We start from the raw sequence: 17,105 nt of genomic DNA on the forward strand, positions 1-17,105 counted from the left end.
TTAGTGCTGGCCTGGTCAGGCGGCTGGAGCCGGCGTGGTGCTGCGCCGGCTCCAGCTTGAGTGGTGCTTGCAGGCAGGCCTACTTGCTGATGGCCTTTTCGATATCCTCGGTCATCTGCTTCCAGCGCTTGGCCGGGTCGGCCTTGCCGGTAATGATTTCCGCCTCGGCTACACCCCAGAATTCCCAGACTGCTGCCATCTCCGGGATGTTGGGCATTGGCACGCCATGGGCGCCAACCTCGCCGAAGGAAGCAATCATCTCGTCGGACTTGGCTGCTTCGAAGGCGGCCTTGTTCGCTGGAGGACGGTTGCCCACCTCGTAGAGGTCGGTCTGGACTTCCTCGGTGCCGATGTAGTTGGTCAGGAATTCGGTAGCTGCCAACAGGTTCTCGGTCTTGGAAGAAACGAAGAATCCCTGCACTGCGACAAAAGGCTGGGCTTCTTCGCCACCGGCCGTCGGAATCGGGTCAATGGCCAGATTCATCTTGGCCTTTTCAGCTGCTTCCACATTCCACGGGCCGGTCAGGAAGAATGGCGAATCGCCGGAGACGAACTTCTCTTTGGCGATGTCCGCATCGATACTGGTTTTCAGGGTTCCAGCCTTGCCTTGCTCGGCCAGCCACTTTGCGAATTCCACGCCGCCTTCATTGCCGATCTGCAGGTCGGCCGGGTCGTAGGCCCCGGTGTCATCGGAACCGAAGACCGGTGCGCCGAATGAGGTCTGGAATGGGTAGGCGTGAAACGGGTCGCCCACATCGGTGACCTGAACCAGGAACGGGAATTCCGTGCCGGCTTCCTTGCCGGCTTCAATCATGTCGTCAAAGGTCTCGGGGGCTTCATCCACCAGATCAGCATTGCGCAGCAGTGCCAGGTTTTCGGTGGCATACGGGACACCGTAGGTGCTGCCCTCGTAGCTCATTGCGTTGATGGAGACATCCTGGAATTCCGAGGCCTTGTCGCCCAGCTCAACTGGCTGAACCACGCCGTTGTTCACAAGATTTCCCAGCCAGTCGTGCGCGCCAATGGTGATATCTGGCCCCTTGCCGGTGGGCACCTGGCGCAGGAAATCTTCCTGGATCTTGGAGAAGTCCTTGATGACCAGGTCGACCTTGACGCCGGACTGCTTTTCGAAGTCAGCCGCGGCTTCCTTCAGCACTGGCTCGCGGTTTGCGTCGACCCAAACAGTCAGGGAACCACCTGAAGCGGCAGCTGGCGAGGACTGTTCGGCTGCTGGGCTGGAGGAGGTTTCGGATGATCCGGAAGCGCCGCAGGCGGTGAGCGACAGGGCTGCAATAGCCGTCAGTGCTCCGCCTAGAAGCCAGGGGCGTGTGTTCACCTTCATGTGATGTCCTTTCGTGACAACTTTGTCCGAGGGGCCAGTTCGGGGTGCGGGAATCCCGCGGGACCGCCGGTTAGGCAGAGGAAGTGCGAGTGGCTCGTCGTTTTGTAAGCGTTTCCAGAGTGGCACATATCACCAGGGTTGGCAAGACGGCAGATAAAATCAGCCTTAAGGGCAACGGACTGCCGCTCTGGGCCCTCACGCACATTCCGAGCCCCAAAGTAATATTGCAAGCGTTTACATTCCGACGCGCTTCGATTATCGTTACGGGCATGACTCAAACTCGCGCAGAAGCAGATAACCCGTTGCAAACCGAAAATTCCCAATGGTGGCGCTCGTCGGTGATCTACCAGATCTACCCACGCTCATTTGCTGATTCCAATGCCGATGGCATGGGCGATCTGCGTGGCATTACCCAGCACCTGGAGAGCATCGCCCAACTATCAGTTGATGCTATTTGGCTTTCCCCGTTTTTCACTTCCCCGCAGAAGGATGCAGGCTACGACGTCGCTGACTACTGCGATGTCGACCCGCTCTTCGGCACGCTCGCGGACTTTGATGAGATGGTTGCCCGAGCCCACGAACTAGGGCTGAAAGTCATTATCGATCTGGTGCCTAACCACTGCTCGGACCAGCATCCCTGGTTCCAAGCAGCCCTTGCCGCGGCCCCGGGTTCCCCGGAGCGTGATCGATTTATTTTCAAGGATCCTGTGCAACAGGGCCACCCCAATAATTGGGAGTCGGTCTTCGGCGGGCCGATGTGGACGCCAACCACCAACCCGGACGGCAGCGCGGGCCAGTCGTACCTGCACATCTTCGATTCATCGCAGCCGGACTTCAACTGGAAAAACGAGGACGTGCGCGCGATGTTCCGCGATGTCTTGCGTTTCTGGCTAGACCGCGGCACCGACGGGTTCCGCGTAGACGTGGCCCACGGGCTGATCAAGGCAGAAGGGCTTCCCGATTTCACCCCGGATCCGGCTGGCGCTTCGATGGGCGGCACCGAAGAACTCGCCCCATGGTGGGGCCAGGACGGAGTGCACGAGATCTACCGCGAATGGCGCCAGGTGATCGATGAATACGAAGGCGACCGCGTCTTGTGCGCAGAAGCATGGGTTAACCCGCTGTCGCTGATGGCCAAATGGGTTCGCACCGATGAAATGCACCAGGCCTTCAACTTCCCGTACCTCTCTTGCGACTACGATGCGCAGCAACTGCGGGAAACCATCGATGAATCACTGCACGAGTTTGGCGCGGTAGGGGCACCGAGCACGTGGGTCTTGTCCAACCACGACGTCGTGCGCCATGCCACCCGTTTGGCCCTGACCGACGAGAATCCCCAGGGCGAAGGGATCGGCCCCAAGACTCCGAACCTTCCCGATCCGGCCACCGGGCTGCGCCGGGCCCGATCCTCGACTGCGCTCATGCTCGCGCTTCCGGGCGGCGCGTACCTTTACCAGGGCGAGGAGCTCGGATTGCCCGAGGCCGTGGATCTGCCCGATGATGCCCGCCAGGACCCCACATGGTTCCGCACCAATGGCGAGCGCTACGGCCGCGACGGGTGCCGGGTCCCCCTGCCATGGAAGGGCGATGCCCCGTCCTATGGTTTCAGCGACAGCGGCAAAAGCTGGCTTCCGCAGCCATCATCGTGGGCTTCCTATGCCCGCGACCTGCAGGCAGAAGATCCAGATTCCACATTGAACCTCTACCGCCAGCTGCTCCAGCTGCGCAAGGACCACGGGTTGGGCACCGGCGGTCTTGAGTGGGTGCCAGGAGACCAGCCGGACTTGCTGGCCTTCAGCAATGGCAAGGTGCTGGTCGTTGCCAACTTTGGAGCCGCGCCGCTTGCGCTACCGTCGCTCGCGCAGAACGTCCAGGAACTGGTTCGCAGCCAGCCCCGGGACAGCACCGCCCCGGGGATGATTCCCGCCGAAACCACCATGTGGTTCTTGCTGGCATAGCCAAGGAAATCAGTCCCGGCGTCAAGGACACCGGGTATCGTTGAACAGTGGCCGCGCTGTGCTCAATGCACTTTCACGCATATCGCGGCCACATACCTGAAGGAAGGACGTATTGTGGCCGGGATCAAAGATGTCGCCCAAGCTGCCGGAGTCTCGGTGGCAACAGTCTCCCGCGCCCTGTCCGGGCGGGGATCGGTGTCAACCACCGCCCAGGAAGCGGTGCAACGCGCTGCTGCCGAGCTGGGATACGTCGTTTCATCCTCAGCCTCCGGACTGGCCTCGGGCCGCACCCGAAATATCGGCGTTCTGGTCCCGGTGATCAACCACTGGTTCTATGCCAGCGTCCTGGAAGGCATTTCCAGCACGCTCATGGACGAGGGCTACGACACCACGCTCTACCAGTTGACGAAGGATCGCATCCAGCGTGAAAAAGTCTTTTCCGACTTCCTCCTGCGCCAGCGCGTCGATGCAGTCATCGCGGTCAATGTTGAGCTGAATTCCGAGGAAGTCCAGGCATTGCATGCACTGGATAAGCCCCTGGTGGGAGTCGGCGGCCCGCTGCCTGGCGTGCCCACGCTGCATGTTGACGATGAAGGAATCTCTGCGCTCGCGACCCAGCACTTGATTTCCCTGGGGCACAGGCGCATCGGGTTTATTGGCGGGAACGAGGAAACCGACGTGGATTTCCGCGTTCCAAGCCGACGGCGCACCGGCTACGAGCAGGCGCTGGATCAGGCCGGCATCGAAATTGACGACAAGCTCTGCGTTGGCGCGGATTTCACCATGCCGCAGGCCTACGCGGCGGCCAAGCAATTATTGGGCGCTCCGATTGCGCGTCCCACCGCTCTCATGGCCGCCAGCGACGAAATGGCCATTGGCGCGATTCTCGCGGCCCGCGATCTTGGGCTGCAAGTCCCCCGCGACCTTTCGGTCATTGGCGTGGATAACCACGACCTGTCGGAAATGTTCGGCTTGACCACCATAGAGCAACGGCCTCATGAACAAGGCGAGTTGGCTGTTGCCATGCTGCTGCGGGCCATCCGCGGCGAGGAGCCTGCGCACGCGCACACGGTTGATCACCGCCTGGTGGTCCGCTCGTCAACCACGCGCCCCCTCGACGCGTCCTAGACTGCCCGCTTCACAGCGAGCCCTCGCCTTCAGCACCGTGTCCAGGCTTAAAAAGCTGCCCGCGCCGTTGGCCGGATCGTTCGAATCCGGTCAAGGGCGCGGGCAGGTTGCTTCTGGATTGCTTTTTAGTGGGAAGCCCTCAGGTCTTCGGAGCTTCCTTCGACCTCTTCAACGTGCAGATTCCGTCCTCGGGTCTCTCCGGCCCACAACACCGCGGCCACCGAAATAATCGTCAGCACCATGATGTAGATGGCGATCGAGATCGATGCTCCAGTGGATTCCAGCAGAATCTGCGCCACCGTCGCAGCGAAGGCGCCGCCGAGAATGGCGCCAATGGCATAGCCGATCGAAATGCCGGAGTAGCGCACGTGGGCCGGGAACATCTCTGCGTACATGGCCGACTGCGGACCGTAAGACAATCCCAGGCCCACGGTCAGCACGAAGATCGCCACCGCGTATAGAACGATATTCCCGGTATCCACCAGCATGAACATCGGGATCATCCATACGAAGACAATCGCGTAGCCGATAACAAAGGTTGTACGGCGTCCAATCAGATCCGAAAGCCATCCACCGACGAGGGTGAAGATCAGCCAGCCTACCGAACCGATGGTGGTCGCCAACAGCACAGGTGCCACCGGCATCTTCAGGACTGCGGTGGTGTAGGAAATGAAGAACGCAATCACCAAGTAGCCGGCAGCATTGTTGGAAATGAAGATCAGCGCCGCCTGCAATACCTGCTTTGAGTGCTTGGCCATCAGTTCGCGCAGCGGGGTGTGCTCTGCGGCCTTGCGCAAGGCCAGCTGCTTGAAGACCGGCGATTCCTCTACTGCGCGACGGATCATGTAGCCCACGAGGATCAGCAAAATCGAAAGCAAGAACGGAATGCGCCAGCCCCAGGCGGCAAAAGCTTCTGGAGACATGGCCACACGAAGAATGTAGAGCAGTCCCGTAGCCAGGATCATGCCGATCGGCACACCGATCTGCGGGTAGGCGCCAAAGTAGCCACGACGGCTCTTTGGTGCGTGCTCCACTGCCATCAATGCCGCGCCGCCCCATTCGCCGCCGGCCGAGAAGCCCTGGATGACGCGAAGCAGCACCAGCAGGATAGGTGCAGCAATACCGATCGAAGCGTAGGTGGGAAGAACGCCGATGAGCGCCGTGGCGGCACCCATCAAGATCAGGGTCAGGACCAGGATCTTCTTGCGTCCATACCGGTCGCCGAGATGGCCGGCCACAATAGCGCCCAGGGGACGGAAGAAGAAGGAAATGCCGATCATCGCGAAGGAGAGGATCTGAGCTAGTCCGGGATTCGACTCCCCCAGCGGCGCGAGGAACAGCGGTGCCAGCAAGGTGGCCGTGAGCTGCGCGAAGATGAAGAAGTCATACCACTCAATGGTGGTTCCCACGAGAGTTCCGGCGAGTACCCGGCGCTCTTCCTGGGTGCGAGTGACTGTAGATGACATGAGTTGCCCTTTGCCCGTTACTTTACCGACCGTTCGGACGGTATATTGTTCTCACTATCATAATCTGAGAGTGAACAAGATCACAACACCGGCGACTGGAGGGCAAAGCTAGAAGCCAGGATCCGCCGCCCGCGTCTGAAGAGAATTCGGTGTTCTAATAGAGAACGACTAAAATTGCGGTTAAAGCAACTATTCAGCAGTCGCAAGGCTCACCGCGAGGGCGCTGACGAGCATTACTCAAATGCCACGCGCCAGATTGAAGTTCCATGCCTACTTCCCAGACCCTTTCCCGCGGAATCCGCGTCCTCGAAATGGTCGCCGACTCCCCGGTACACCTGTCGATTGCAGAAATTGCCGAGAAGCTTGAGGTCCATCGTTCAATTGCGTATCGAATCATCCGCACGCTCGAACAACACCACCTGCTCAACCGCGACGCGGCAGGCCACATTCGCCCAGCGTCAGGCCTAGCAGCACTTGCCCGCTCCGTTCAGCATGACTTGCAGGCTACAGCGACCGCGGAACTCACCACGCTGGCCAATCAACTCTCAATGACGGCATTCGTCGCTGTGTGGGAATACGACCTGTGCACGACATTGCAGTCCGTGTCGCCACTGAACTCGCAGCGCGCCATCGTCCATCGCCCTGGTTCGGTTCACGGCATGGACGTGGGCGCCGCGGGCATCGCTATCCAATCGAGCTACAGCAAGGAAGCCTGGGAAGCGATGGACACCTCCGTTGCCTATCGCGATGCCGCAGCGCAAGCACGGCTCGACGGCTATGCCATGAGCGAAAACGAAGTCATCCAAGGCGTCACCTCGCTGGCCGTGCCCATCGAACAGCCCGGGCAAGCTCCTGCAGCCCTCGCCGTCGTCTTCGCGACAAGCACCGTGGACTCATACCAGCCGGTGATCGAAGCGCTGAAGCTGTCAGCTGGACGGATCAGCCAGAAGCTGGCCCACTAGCTGCGACCCCTCGTATAAACATGAAACCCGCAGCGGATCCGAGTTGGATCCGCTGCGGGTTTCCCTTATCTGCCTAAAGGTGCCTTAGCGAACCCTGGAGAGCGTCGGCGACTTAGCGACGATCACCTTCATCGCCAGCGCCGCGAGGAAGATGACTGCCGCGCCACCGGTGGATACCCAAAACGCCCCCAAGTAGCCCAACGACTCGGCAAAGACTCCGGCCAAGCCATTGCCGATTGCCGTGCCGACGACGATGCCGGCCGAAAGCATCGTCATCACCGTGGACAGGCGGGAAGCCGGCGCGACTTCTCCACCCAAGGTCATAACGGTGACGATTACGGGTCCCACGGCAAAACCTGCAATAAACAGCGCCACGATCATCCATGGCGTCGTAGCAGCCATGTGGAGCCCGAAGCTCAAGATTGTCAATAGCGCGCCGCAGAGAATCCAGCGGTTGATCTGCCGGAAGTACTGTGGCCATGCAGCTACCGAGATGGCCGCGATGGCGCTGGACAAGCCCATGGCGCCGTAGAGCAGGCCGCCCTCATTCGAATTTCCCTGGTCTCCGGCGAAGGCCAAAGTTCCAGCGGCCGATGAGCCAAAGACCGTACCCAGTGCGATCATGCCCAATACCAGTGCGCTGATCGAAGCCACTTGGGCACCGGAGATCCGCACCTTCTCGGTGGTCGCGGTGGCCGCGGCCGGCTTGACCGCGCGACCGGTGGAGTGGGTGGCAAAAATCGGGACCAATACCAAGGTCATGATTGCCGCCAGATACAACGGCAGCACCGGGTTCACCAGCGAAGCCAGCAGGCCCACCGCCACTGGCCCAAAAACGAATCCCAATTCATCAAACATGGATTCCAGGCTCAAGGCAGCCGACAAGACCTTCGGATTCTTCTTCTGCTGGCGGGTCATGGCAATCCAGCGCACGCGCGACATCGGACCGACCTGGGGTCCGGTAGCACCGGTGACCAGGCACATGGCGACCAGCAGGGGCACCGATAAGTCCGGGCCGCTATTTCCCAAAAGGGTCAGCAAAACCAGCAAGATGCTGTGGATCAAGGCGACGGTGACCAGGACGGGGCGCTGCCCGAAGCGGTCGGCAAGATAGCCAATGCTGGGTCCGCCTACCGCAGAACCAAGGCCAACCATGGCCGCAGCAAGTCCGCCCAAGGCGTAAGATCCGGTGGTGGCGGTGACCAAGGTCATCGACCCGATGGTCAGCATCGCCAAAGGCAAGCGGGCCAGGAATGTCAGTGGCAGGAACGGGGCTCCGACCAAGGGAACAAGCGCAGAGTAACCGGATTTCATCGCCGAATCCTCGCGTTTTTCTTTCGACAACGCATACTGAGTCAACAAAACTCCATAACGAAGCGTGCGCCGTCCCACACCCCCCGACGCACAAATTCCCAGACATGCCTGATGGCACTACCTTCAAGATAGCCACCAGCAAGCGGCAAGTCCAATCCTATTGGCCAGTGCCCAGCAGGCTATCGCGCTGGATGGTCGAGCCGTGCTGGGTCTTGAGCACGGACACCCGGTTGGAGATGCGTTGCTTCATCTCGGCAACGTGGGATACCAGGCCGATCGTTCGTCCGCCCGCTCGCAAGTTCTCCAGCGCTTGCATCACCTCTTCCAGGGTCTCGGCATCCAGGGATCCAAAGCCCTCATCAACAAAGAGGGTTTGCATGTCCACCGCGCCCGAGTGATGGGAAATCACATCTGCCAAGCCCAGAGCCAAAGCCAAAGATGCCATGAACGTCTCGCCGCCGGACAGCGTTTGGGTTTCCCGGTACTTTCCGGTCCACGAGTCCAAAACCCGCAGACCCAATCCGGACTTTGAATTCCCTTGCTTGGAATCATCATGATGCAGCGAATAGCGGCCACCGGACATCGCATCCAGGCGCTCGGTGGCGGCAATGGCTACTTCCTCCAGCCGGGCAGCCAAAACATAGGTGCTGAGCGTCATCTTGTAGAGGTTCTCTCCCCCGCCACGGATCACTTCAGCCAGCCCGCGCAAGCGCCGGTAGGCTTCGATCACCGGACCCGCATCTGCCCGAAGGCGCTGCAGCTGTCCAACCGATTCCTCGTGGCGTTCCAAGCAGGTTGCCGCCAGAACCACCTGTTCGCGGGCCGCTTCATACTGTTCCTCTGCAGCCGCGGCCAGGGCACGCGATTGGAGAATTTCATCATCGTTCGGAGCCTGGACGCCCTTGGCTTCCAGTTCCCGAGCCGCACGGCAGTCTTCGGATTTTTCGAGGGTTGCAATGGCGCTGGCAAGATCTGCATCCGCCCGGTGCAGCTGCTTCAGCCTCTCGCGTTCTACGGCCTCCAGCACAGCGGCATCGAACTCGCCAATGGTTTCAAAGCCGGCTTCCCTCCGTTCCCTATCCCACGCGGATTCGGCCTCGATCAACGCTTTCCGGGCTTCGAGCAACTGGCGCAAGGCCTGCACGGAAGCGGCCAGCCCCTCGGATTTCCTCTGAAGCCCGAGGACCTGGTCGGACAGGCTTTCCTTGCCAGCACGCAGCTCTTCCAGCTTCGCGTCAAGCTGTTCCAGCTGGGCAGCCAATGACTGGGCGTTTTGCCGCGCTGTGGAATGTTCGAGGGTGGCTTGGGCTGCGCGAGCCGTACGCTGCTCGATCCGCGCACGAAGCTGGTCTAGCTTTGCCACGCGGGCAGAGATCTCGGCTTGCTCCTTGCGTGCCAGTTCCAGTTGGCTTTGCGCCGCGCCCAGTTCCTCGCGCAATTGAGCGACGCTTTGTTCGCCCGCGGAGACCTGCGCCGTTTCCAGTTTGGCCGCCAGCGTGTCCCGCGCCTGGGCGGCCTTTTGTCCTTCAGCACGGGCAGAGGCCACCAGCTCCTCGGAGATCTGGATCTGCTTGTCGTCGATCAAAGCGGCATCAGCATCTGCTTGCGCCGGGGCAGGATGCTCCGCTGAACCGCACACCAGGCAAGGCTGCCCCTCCTCCAGCGCAGCTGCCAGGCGCAACGCGCTTTGGCCTAGCTGCTCGGTGCGCAGAGCCAACAAGCTTTTTTCAGCGTCGACAATCTTCAGCTCTTGTGCAATTGAACGCTCGCGGGCCGCAAGGACTTTCATTTCCAGGTCATCACGGGTCAGCGCATGGGCAATTTGCGTTTCAGCCAGTTGCTGGCGTTCCTTGGCTCGCTGCAGGTTTTCACCAGCCCCGGCCTGGTCCAGGTCTTCGCTCTCCAATTTTTCGCGTTCAATTTTCAATTGTGCGACCTCGGCCTCTGCCTGGTCCCGAGTCTTCTCGTGCGTTGCCGTGTTCTGTTCTGCCTTGGACACATCCTTGGCAAGGCCGACGCGACGCTTCTCTTCTGCCAGTGCAGACTTCGCAATGGCCAATTCCTCGGCAACATCCGTGCTTTCCTGGCGCAGCCTGTCCAAGCCCGATGCATCAGGGTCACAGGCCATGCCGACGGCCTGGCTTAGCCACAGCTGCTGTTGATCCCATGCGAATGTGGATTGCTGCAAGGGGGCCCGAGCACTGTTGGCCTGCGCAAGATAGGCGCGTACCGCCGCGGCCTGGGCGTCTTTCTCCAGCTTGCTGCTGGCACTCAGCGCTGCGCCATGGCCCTGTCCAAAGCGGCTCTGCAGCGTTTGCAGTTCACCAAGCCGGGCGAATACGCGACGGCGTTCTTCCAGCGCACGCGCATGATCGCCTGTGCGTGTTCTCTGCGTCCGCAGCTTCTGGGCTTCAGCTTCGGCCAGCCGGTGGATCTGGCCAATGCGGGTACGATAGTCCGCAAAATAATCGTCGGGAGAAGCCAGGACCGCTTCATCTTGCTCTGCTGGTTCGCTCAAAGGCTCGCGGCCGGCCAGGAAGGTTCGCGCTTCGGTGTGAATGGCCTCTTCAGATGCGCTCAGACGGGCTTCGAGGCTCTCAGTTTTCTTGCGTGCTTCGGAAAGACGCAAGGAAAATTCTTCTTCAATTCGCGCGTAGTCACTCGTATCGAAAAGATTGGCCAGAAGATCCTCGCGGTCTTTGGCCTTGGCCCTCAGGAAATCCGCAAACCCGCCTTGAGGCAGCATGACCACTTTGGTGAACTGTTCACGATCAAGCCCCAAGAGACTGCCCAGCACATGTCCAACTTCGTCGTTGCGGGTCGAGAGTTCCTTCCACCCATCAGGGGTGAACTCCCGCAGCAAGCTGAAAGCCTTTTGCTCGGTGGTTTTGTTCTTGCCCCGCTTTGACGGGCGCATCCACGCAGGCGAGCGGGTCACTTCAAAGCGGCGATCGCCAATGGTCAGCTCGCAGAGCACTTCTGGAGCCAGGTCGGCAGGTGCATGATCGGATCGAATTTGCCGGCTGCCTGTGCGGCTACCGGGCAACGTGCCGTACAGGGCATAGCAAATCGCATCGAGGATGCTGGATTTTCCTGCGCCGGTGGGCCCGTCCAGGAGAAAGAGGCCACCCTCGGCGAGCTCGTCAAAGTCGATGTGCTCGCTTCCGGCAAAGGGGCCAAAAGCCTGGATCCGGAGTTGATGAATTCTCAATGGCTGACCTGCGCTTCCCGGGTGGCTCGGATAACGGCTGTGACGACTTCGCGTTCGGCTTCATCAGCCGCTCGTTCACGCACGTGTTCCAGGAAGTCGCCCACCACCTCTTCGGTGCTGGTCGCCTTGGCCATCCGCTGGGCATAGCTGGAGGGCTGGGATGCCTTTTCGCCGCCTTCGGGAGCGAAATTCAGCACCACGGTGTCGGGGAAGCGTGTGCGCAGGGCGTTCATTGCCTCGGCCGGGCGCTCGGGATCGGTGAGCGTGATCTGGCACCAGGCTTCGGTGGCATATTCCAGTTCCGGGTCGTTGAGCAGATCAGCCAGCCGGCCTTTGAGAATCGCCAACTTCTTCGGAACCGAAAGCAAGATTTCCTGGACTGCGCCGATGCCTTGCGCAGAGGTATCAATCAGCCACATGCCCTTGGTCTGGTTCACTTCGGAGAAGGAATAGGCCAACGGCGAACCTGAATAGCGCACGTGGTCCCGTACTTTTTGGCGACCATGCAAGTGGCCCAAGGCGGTATAGCCAAAGTGCTCAAACAGCTCGACCGGAACCACATCCAAGTTTCCGGTGCTCAGTTCGCGCTCGGAGTCGCTGCCAATGCCGCCGGCCGCGAATAGGTGCGCCATGGCAACGGAAACAATGGGCTTCTGACCATTCTGCAGCGTCGCGAGGTGCCCGTCGATTTCGCCGATTGCTGCCTGCACCACCGATTCGTGGCTGGCTTTGGCGGCTCCCAGGCGCTCCATCACCATGCGCGGTTCCAGGTACGGAATGCCGTAGATGGCCACTTGGTGATCCCCTGCATCGCACACCACCGGAGCGAGCATGCGGTCAAGATCCGCGATGATGTGCACCCCGGCACTATCCAAAAGCCCAGCGCCAAAGCCCAATCGGGAGGCCGAGTCATGGTTGCCGCTTGTGATGACTACGGTGGCACCGGTTCCCCGCAATTCGGACAACGCCCAGTTGCACAGTTGGACGGCATCAACGTGGGGCAGGGCGCGGTCGTAGATATCACCGGAGATCAGCACCACCTCAACCTGCTGCTTGGCCGTGACATCGATGATTTCCTGAAGGATCCTGCGCTGCGCGTCAATCAGGGACGCACCGTGGAAGGTCCGGCCCAAATGCCAATCGGAGGTGTGTAGCAATCGCATATTTCCAACCATATGCAATGTCGGGGACAACTTGGACATTAGAATGGAGCTGTGAATGAAACCGGTGAATCTGCACTCCTGCCAGAGAACTACTCAGACAAGGTGTTTGCGATCCTCCTCGGCTTAGCCGACGGCGCAACCCACGCCCGTGACGACATCGACCCCGGCGCCACCGAAATCCTCCCTCTCTACCTGGCCGATGGCTTGCTGGAAGCGTTGGAGTGGGCTCGTGATGGCGTTGCCAGCGACGAGGCAGCCTGCATGTGGCTTGCCGCGCTGCGCGGCTACAAGAAACTCACCGGGACTTTCCCTGCCGGTGCGCCCGAACCCCTGGGCCGCTGGATCGATAAGGAATTTCCCAAGGTTGAAATCTTCGGGAAAATCGCTGACGGCGATCCGCAGAATATCTCCGGATTGAACAGCGCCGATATGGGATATCCAGGCCGCCCGACAGGGGCCGATGCCGACTCCACTGGGGTCTTGCCACGCGCTGCGATTACCGCGCTGTTGGCCCGTGTGCCGCTGGGCACCACAGAAACCCTTGCTCGTTCGGCCGCCTTCCTGACCCACGACGCCCAGGCAGCCAAAACTGCTGTAGCCGCAGCGAGGATCGTTCGTTCGGCCATGGAACGCTCCGAGGAGTCGGCCAGCGAGTGGGACGGCCTGCTGGTTGAGCTTGAAGGTCCATCGGCCGAAGCCTTGCGTGCCGTGGTGGCCAAAATCCGCGAAAACATTTCGCTGTCGCCAGAAGATGCCTACAACGCGTACTTTGGCGAGAACACCGAGGCAGAACCGGCCGAGTCCGACGTCTCGGCTGCTCCTGAGTCAGTCGTTTCGGTTCCGGTGGATCGGGACCCTGAAGTTGATGCCTACGCGGTGGCCCTGCTGGCGGCCGTCTATGGCACCGAAGCTGTTGGCGAACGTCCAGCCAGCGCGTTGGATGACATTATCTCGGAATTGCATGATCGCTGGATGGCCCTGCTCGTCTAGGCAGGACTTTTCGAATCACGGCGATGGCCGGCTCTGATGAGCCGGCCATCGCCGTTTTCCTGCTGGGGCTAGGCGGTCAGCCCGAAGCCGCCAACCATTTGCAAGAATTCGCCTTCGGAAATGATCGTGACCTTCTGGCCCTTTTCGCGCAGGCGCAAAACGTGCTTGGCCTTGTTGGTCAACCGGCCGTTGGCCAGGTCCTGCGGGACAAACCCGTCGCCGACAACCAGAGCGGTGGTTGCGCGGGTAACCCGCGATGCGGTCTGCGCGCCGTGTTCGGCGGCAAGTTCCTTGGCTTGCGGACGCGGCAGGGCCAAATTGCCGGTGAAGACCAAGATCTGACCATAGAGCGGATGCCCCGGATCCGCCTGAAGATTTGGCGACGGATTTGGCCCTTCTTGAGGCCAGTTATTGAACACGTCCTGTGGCGGCAGAGGGTGTCCGGAAGCGAGCCATCCCTGGGCGTCGCGGGTAGCACGCGAGTATTCGTCACCCGGTTGCCATGCTGAGGTGAGCCCCAGGCGCACGCCATAGTAGTCTGCCGTTTCCAGCAGGGATTCTAAACCGCTGCGTTCAGCCATATCGATCATGGCCCAAGCGCAAGCGGTGGAGTCGGCGAGCGCTTCGTGGTGATTCTCGATGGGATGCCCGGCTTCCTCGGCGACAAAAGGCAGGGAGTAGCTGGGCAGGTCATAGGCTTTGCGGGAGAGCTTCACGGTGCACAGGTGAGCAATCTCCGGAACCGGGATTTCGCTGGCCTCCGAGGCGGCACGAATCACTCCGGAGTCAAAAGAGGAATTGTGGGCCACCAGCACGTCCGAGCCGATGAAGTCCAGCAACTCCGGAAGCTTCTGCGTGACTCGTGGCGAGTCGATGACCATGTCCGGGGTGATGTGGTGGATCGACACATTGCGGGGGTCGAAGTGGTCAAAACCCGCCGGCGGCTTCATGAGCCACTGCTCGGTTTCAACTATTTTTCCGGAACGTACTTTGACCAGGCCCACCGAACAGGCGGAGCCGATAAAACCGTTTGCTGTCTCAAAATCTACTGCTGTGAAGTCCAATGCCACGCCCAACAGCTTACTCCCTTATGCCGTGGTCTTGGCATCTGTGCCCGCTCAAGCGATGCGCGCCGCGGTCGCTCACTCGCCGGTTTGAAGCCAAGTCTCCACCCTTGACCTGCAAAATCTATGGAAATGCAGCCAAGGCGGTGCGCAGCAAGCAGGGCATATCACATAATAAAGAACCCTATCGGACCGAGCGGCAAATACTGCCGGATCATGAGCGAAAGAGTTGGTCGTAGTAGCCGCTCAGTGCCGGATAATAATCGGGTTCGAAAACAACATCTGCGGGGTCGCCTCCTGCGGCCGCCATGACCAGCCGATCGAGATAGAACTCCCATCCTGGTCCCACGGAACCGGCCATCGCCAGGTCGAGTCCCGGCATTTGGAAAACAAGTTCGCTGCCATCGGCCGAGGTTTCGACAAATAGTTCCAGCTGCCAGGTTTGGCTTCCTTCTCCAGTGCGCACCTTGAGTGCCAAGGCCATGCTGTCGCATTCAAGGATTTCCACCCTCTCGCGAGGTGCTCCCTCTTCGGCCAGCAACACCAGGTCAACGGCACCCGTTCTTGGATCTCCGCTCCATGTCCCGAACCACAAGCCTAGCCGCTCCGAGTCAACCAGGTATTTCCATAATTCGTTGGGTGCCAGGGAAAAGACTCGTCGCAATTCCAAGGCCCCGTCGGCACTCCGGGTTCCGGTGGCTTTGGCGCTCATACAAGCTCTCCTAGTGTCTTGGTTCAGAAAAGAAGACTGGCGGGCGGGCTTTCGCCCTTGGCTGTAAATAGAATAGCAATTTGCCTTCTTGGCCACTGGGTTCCATGGAGTGCAAGAACGCTGCCCGGCGCCCGTCTTGAAGGAACGGAAGCCAAGCAGCGATTATTGGAATTCGAGCCGTCTTATGCCGTGGCTTTGCGTAGCGTGACGTAGGATCCTGCCGCCAGCAGTACGGCCAGCAGGCCTCCCCAGAGGGTTACTCCCGCTGCGGTCCAGGTCAGTGCCCAACTCCAGAATTGAGTCCAGGAACTGGAAAAGGTGAAGAACGCGATGATTCCCAATACCAGCACTCCGAGCATAGTGAAGAAGAAGACCATGCCCACCTGCCGCCAACGCATGTAGATCGTCGCAATCAGGAAGCCAATCATGAACAGCAAAACCATGAGCACGAAGTAGAACATGATCTGGACGAACCAGTGATTGTCGGCGATCCACTGCAAGGCGAAGAATCTACCATCAAGTCCCCAGCCTCCAGTGGCCGTTTCCACGAGTCCCATGAGGTAGTAGAAAATCGAGAGCGCCAAGGCGCACGTGGAGAACAACGCGATGGTGCCAAGGTAGAAAGTCCGTCGCGAAATACTCATCCCCAGAGAGAAGGGGAAGGTCATCGTCAACGCCTGGATCCCAAGTGCGAGGAAGTACCACATCGGCGCCTGGGCGCCGCCGCCGTACATCACGCCGTCACCGCCGTTGCGGCGGACCAGCCACCAGATGGCCAAGGTGAAAAGGAAAGCGCTGACCAGAATCAGCAGCGGAATACCGATGAAGGTGGCCTTATTAATCAGCTGCATTCGGGCAACCTTGATGATGCGGTTCATGATCGGGACTCCGTCTTTTCGTCCATCGCTGGAGTTGCTTCGCTCAAGGCACTGCGGACAACGAATTGCTGTAGCGAGACCGGGCTCAGGTCCAATCCCATGAGTTTCGCCTGTTCGCGGCGGCCTGCATCCAGCTGGTGCTCGATGGTGACGCTGGACAGTGCGCCGAGCGCATCACGATGCAGCACCTTGGCTGTGCCGATGAATTCTTGGACTTTAGCTGCGTCACCGGTCACGGTCACAGCCGCCCCCCGCAGGGCTTCGGCATCCGAGTCGATGATGATCCGGCCTTTGTCGATTACGATGACGTGTTCAAGCAGATTCGCGACCTCGTCAATCAGGTGGCTGGAGAGCACGATGGTACGTGGATACTCGGCGAAGTCCTCAACGAGGCGATCATAGAAGACTTGCCGGGCCACGGCGTCCAGTCCGAGGTATGGTTCGTCGAAAAATGTGATTTCCGCACGGGAAGCCATGCCGATGATGACACCCACTGCCGAAAGCTGGCCCCGTGAGAGCTTCTTGATCTTCCGTTTGGTCGGCAAATCGAAGTCGCGAACCAGGTCCTGCGCCAATTGCTCGTCCCAGTTCTCGAAAAACAGTGCCGCAGCCTTGAAGGCCTGATGGACTTTGAAATCTTCGGGGTACTTTTGGGATTCGCGGATGAAGCAAATCCTCGTGAGCGTTGGATCGTGCTCGAAGGGTTCATGACCGAAGATCCGCGCGGTGCCGTAGTCCGGATAGTTCTGGCCGGTCAGGATGGACATGAGTGTGGTCTTGCCGGCACCGTTGCGTCCGAGCAGCCCGTAAATCCGGTTGGGCTCCAGATCCAGGCTGACGTTATCCAACGCCCTGACATCCTTGTAGGTTTTGGTCAGCTCGCTGGTGGCGATTGCTGTTGATCGAGTCATGCCGTT

Annotated in this window: 13 protein-coding genes; 4 read left to right on the forward strand and 9 right to left on the reverse strand. The window is 60.0% G+C overall.

What is annotated here, in order from left to right:
- Window positions 1-79 precede the first annotated feature (79 nt).
- Window positions 80-1,342: a sugar ABC transporter substrate-binding protein gene (locus AC6CHO_RS10195; RefSeq protein ID WP_498214905.1), complete on the reverse strand. Its 1,263-nt coding sequence runs from the start codon at window positions 1,340-1,342 to the stop codon at window positions 80-82.
- A 269-nt stretch (window positions 1,343-1,611) separates the two neighbouring features.
- Between AC6CHO_RS10195 and AC6CHO_RS10200 the strand changes: the two genes are divergently transcribed.
- Both AC6CHO_RS10200 and AC6CHO_RS10205 read left to right on the forward strand, forming a co-directional pair.
- Window positions 1,612-3,300: a glycoside hydrolase family 13 protein gene (locus AC6CHO_RS10200; protein WP_498214906.1), complete on the forward strand. Its 1,689-nt coding sequence runs from the start codon at window positions 1,612-1,614 to the stop codon at window positions 3,298-3,300.
- A gap of 114 nt (window positions 3,301-3,414) precedes the next feature.
- Entirely contained in the window at window positions 3,415-4,428 is a 1,014-nt protein-coding gene (locus tag AC6CHO_RS10205) for a LacI family DNA-binding transcriptional regulator (RefSeq protein ID WP_146274901.1), read from the forward strand.
- A gap of 125 nt (window positions 4,429-4,553) precedes the next feature.
- Here the strand turns inward: AC6CHO_RS10205 and AC6CHO_RS10210 are convergent, their stop codons facing one another.
- The gene (locus AC6CHO_RS10210) at window positions 4,554-5,894 is read right to left on the reverse strand and encodes an MFS transporter (protein ID WP_498214907.1); all 1,341 of its coding nucleotides are present in this window, start codon (window positions 5,892-5,894) and stop codon (window positions 4,554-4,556) included.
- A gap of 266 nt (window positions 5,895-6,160) precedes the next feature.
- Between AC6CHO_RS10210 and AC6CHO_RS10215 the strand changes: the two genes are divergently transcribed.
- Complete coding sequence (locus AC6CHO_RS10215) at window positions 6,161-6,856, forward strand: IclR family transcriptional regulator (protein ID WP_498214908.1); 696 nt, start codon at window positions 6,161-6,163, stop codon at window positions 6,854-6,856.
- Between the two features lie 84 nt (window positions 6,857-6,940).
- Here AC6CHO_RS10215 and AC6CHO_RS10220 read toward each other — a convergent pair whose 3' ends face one another.
- From AC6CHO_RS10220 to AC6CHO_RS10230, 3 genes are all read right to left on the reverse strand, one after another.
- A complete protein-coding gene (locus AC6CHO_RS10220) occupies window positions 6,941-8,170 on the reverse strand; it encodes an MFS transporter (RefSeq protein WP_498214909.1) in 1,230 nt (409 codons plus the stop codon).
- Between the two features lie 157 nt (window positions 8,171-8,327).
- Window positions 8,328-11,381 carry an AAA family ATPase gene (locus tag AC6CHO_RS10225; protein WP_498214910.1) on the reverse strand — a complete coding sequence of 1,018 codons (3,054 nt, stop codon included), beginning with the start codon at window positions 11,379-11,381 and terminating at the stop codon, window positions 8,328-8,330.
- Window positions 11,378-12,544: an exonuclease SbcCD subunit D gene (locus AC6CHO_RS10230; protein ID WP_498214911.1), complete on the reverse strand. Its 1,167-nt coding sequence runs from the start codon at window positions 12,542-12,544 to the stop codon at window positions 11,378-11,380. The genes AC6CHO_RS10225 and AC6CHO_RS10230 overlap by 4 nt, the downstream gene beginning before the upstream one ends.
- A 51-nt stretch (window positions 12,545-12,595) precedes the next feature.
- On the opposite strand from AC6CHO_RS10230, the gene AC6CHO_RS10235 reads away from it, so the two are divergent.
- Window positions 12,596-13,534 carry an ADP-ribosylglycohydrolase family protein gene (locus AC6CHO_RS10235; protein WP_498214912.1) on the forward strand — a complete coding sequence of 313 codons (939 nt, stop codon included), beginning with the start codon at window positions 12,596-12,598 and terminating at the stop codon, window positions 13,532-13,534.
- A 68-nt stretch (window positions 13,535-13,602) separates the two neighbouring features.
- On the opposite strand, the gene AC6CHO_RS10240 is transcribed toward AC6CHO_RS10235, so the two are convergent.
- From AC6CHO_RS10240 to AC6CHO_RS10255, 4 genes are all read right to left on the reverse strand, one after another.
- Window positions 13,603-14,604 carry a 3'-5' exonuclease gene (locus AC6CHO_RS10240; RefSeq protein ID WP_498214913.1) on the reverse strand — a complete coding sequence of 334 codons (1,002 nt, stop codon included), beginning with the start codon at window positions 14,602-14,604 and terminating at the stop codon, window positions 13,603-13,605.
- Between the two features lie 208 nt (window positions 14,605-14,812).
- Complete coding sequence (locus tag AC6CHO_RS10245; protein ID WP_498214914.1) at window positions 14,813-15,310, reverse strand: SRPBCC family protein; 498 nt, start codon at window positions 15,308-15,310, stop codon at window positions 14,813-14,815.
- Between the two features lie 182 nt (window positions 15,311-15,492).
- Window positions 15,493-16,188, reverse strand: coding sequence for a hypothetical protein (locus AC6CHO_RS10250; RefSeq protein WP_498214915.1), 696 nt, complete (start codon window positions 16,186-16,188; stop codon window positions 15,493-15,495).
- Window positions 16,185-17,099 (reverse strand): ABC transporter ATP-binding protein, encoded by a 915-nt coding sequence (locus AC6CHO_RS10255; RefSeq protein ID WP_498214916.1) that lies wholly within the window; start codon window positions 17,097-17,099, stop codon window positions 16,185-16,187. The genes AC6CHO_RS10250 and AC6CHO_RS10255 overlap by 4 nt, the downstream gene beginning before the upstream one ends.
- Window positions 17,100-17,105 lie beyond the last annotated feature (6 nt).

This window comes from Glutamicibacter sp. GQ173, from assembly GCF_059759215.1.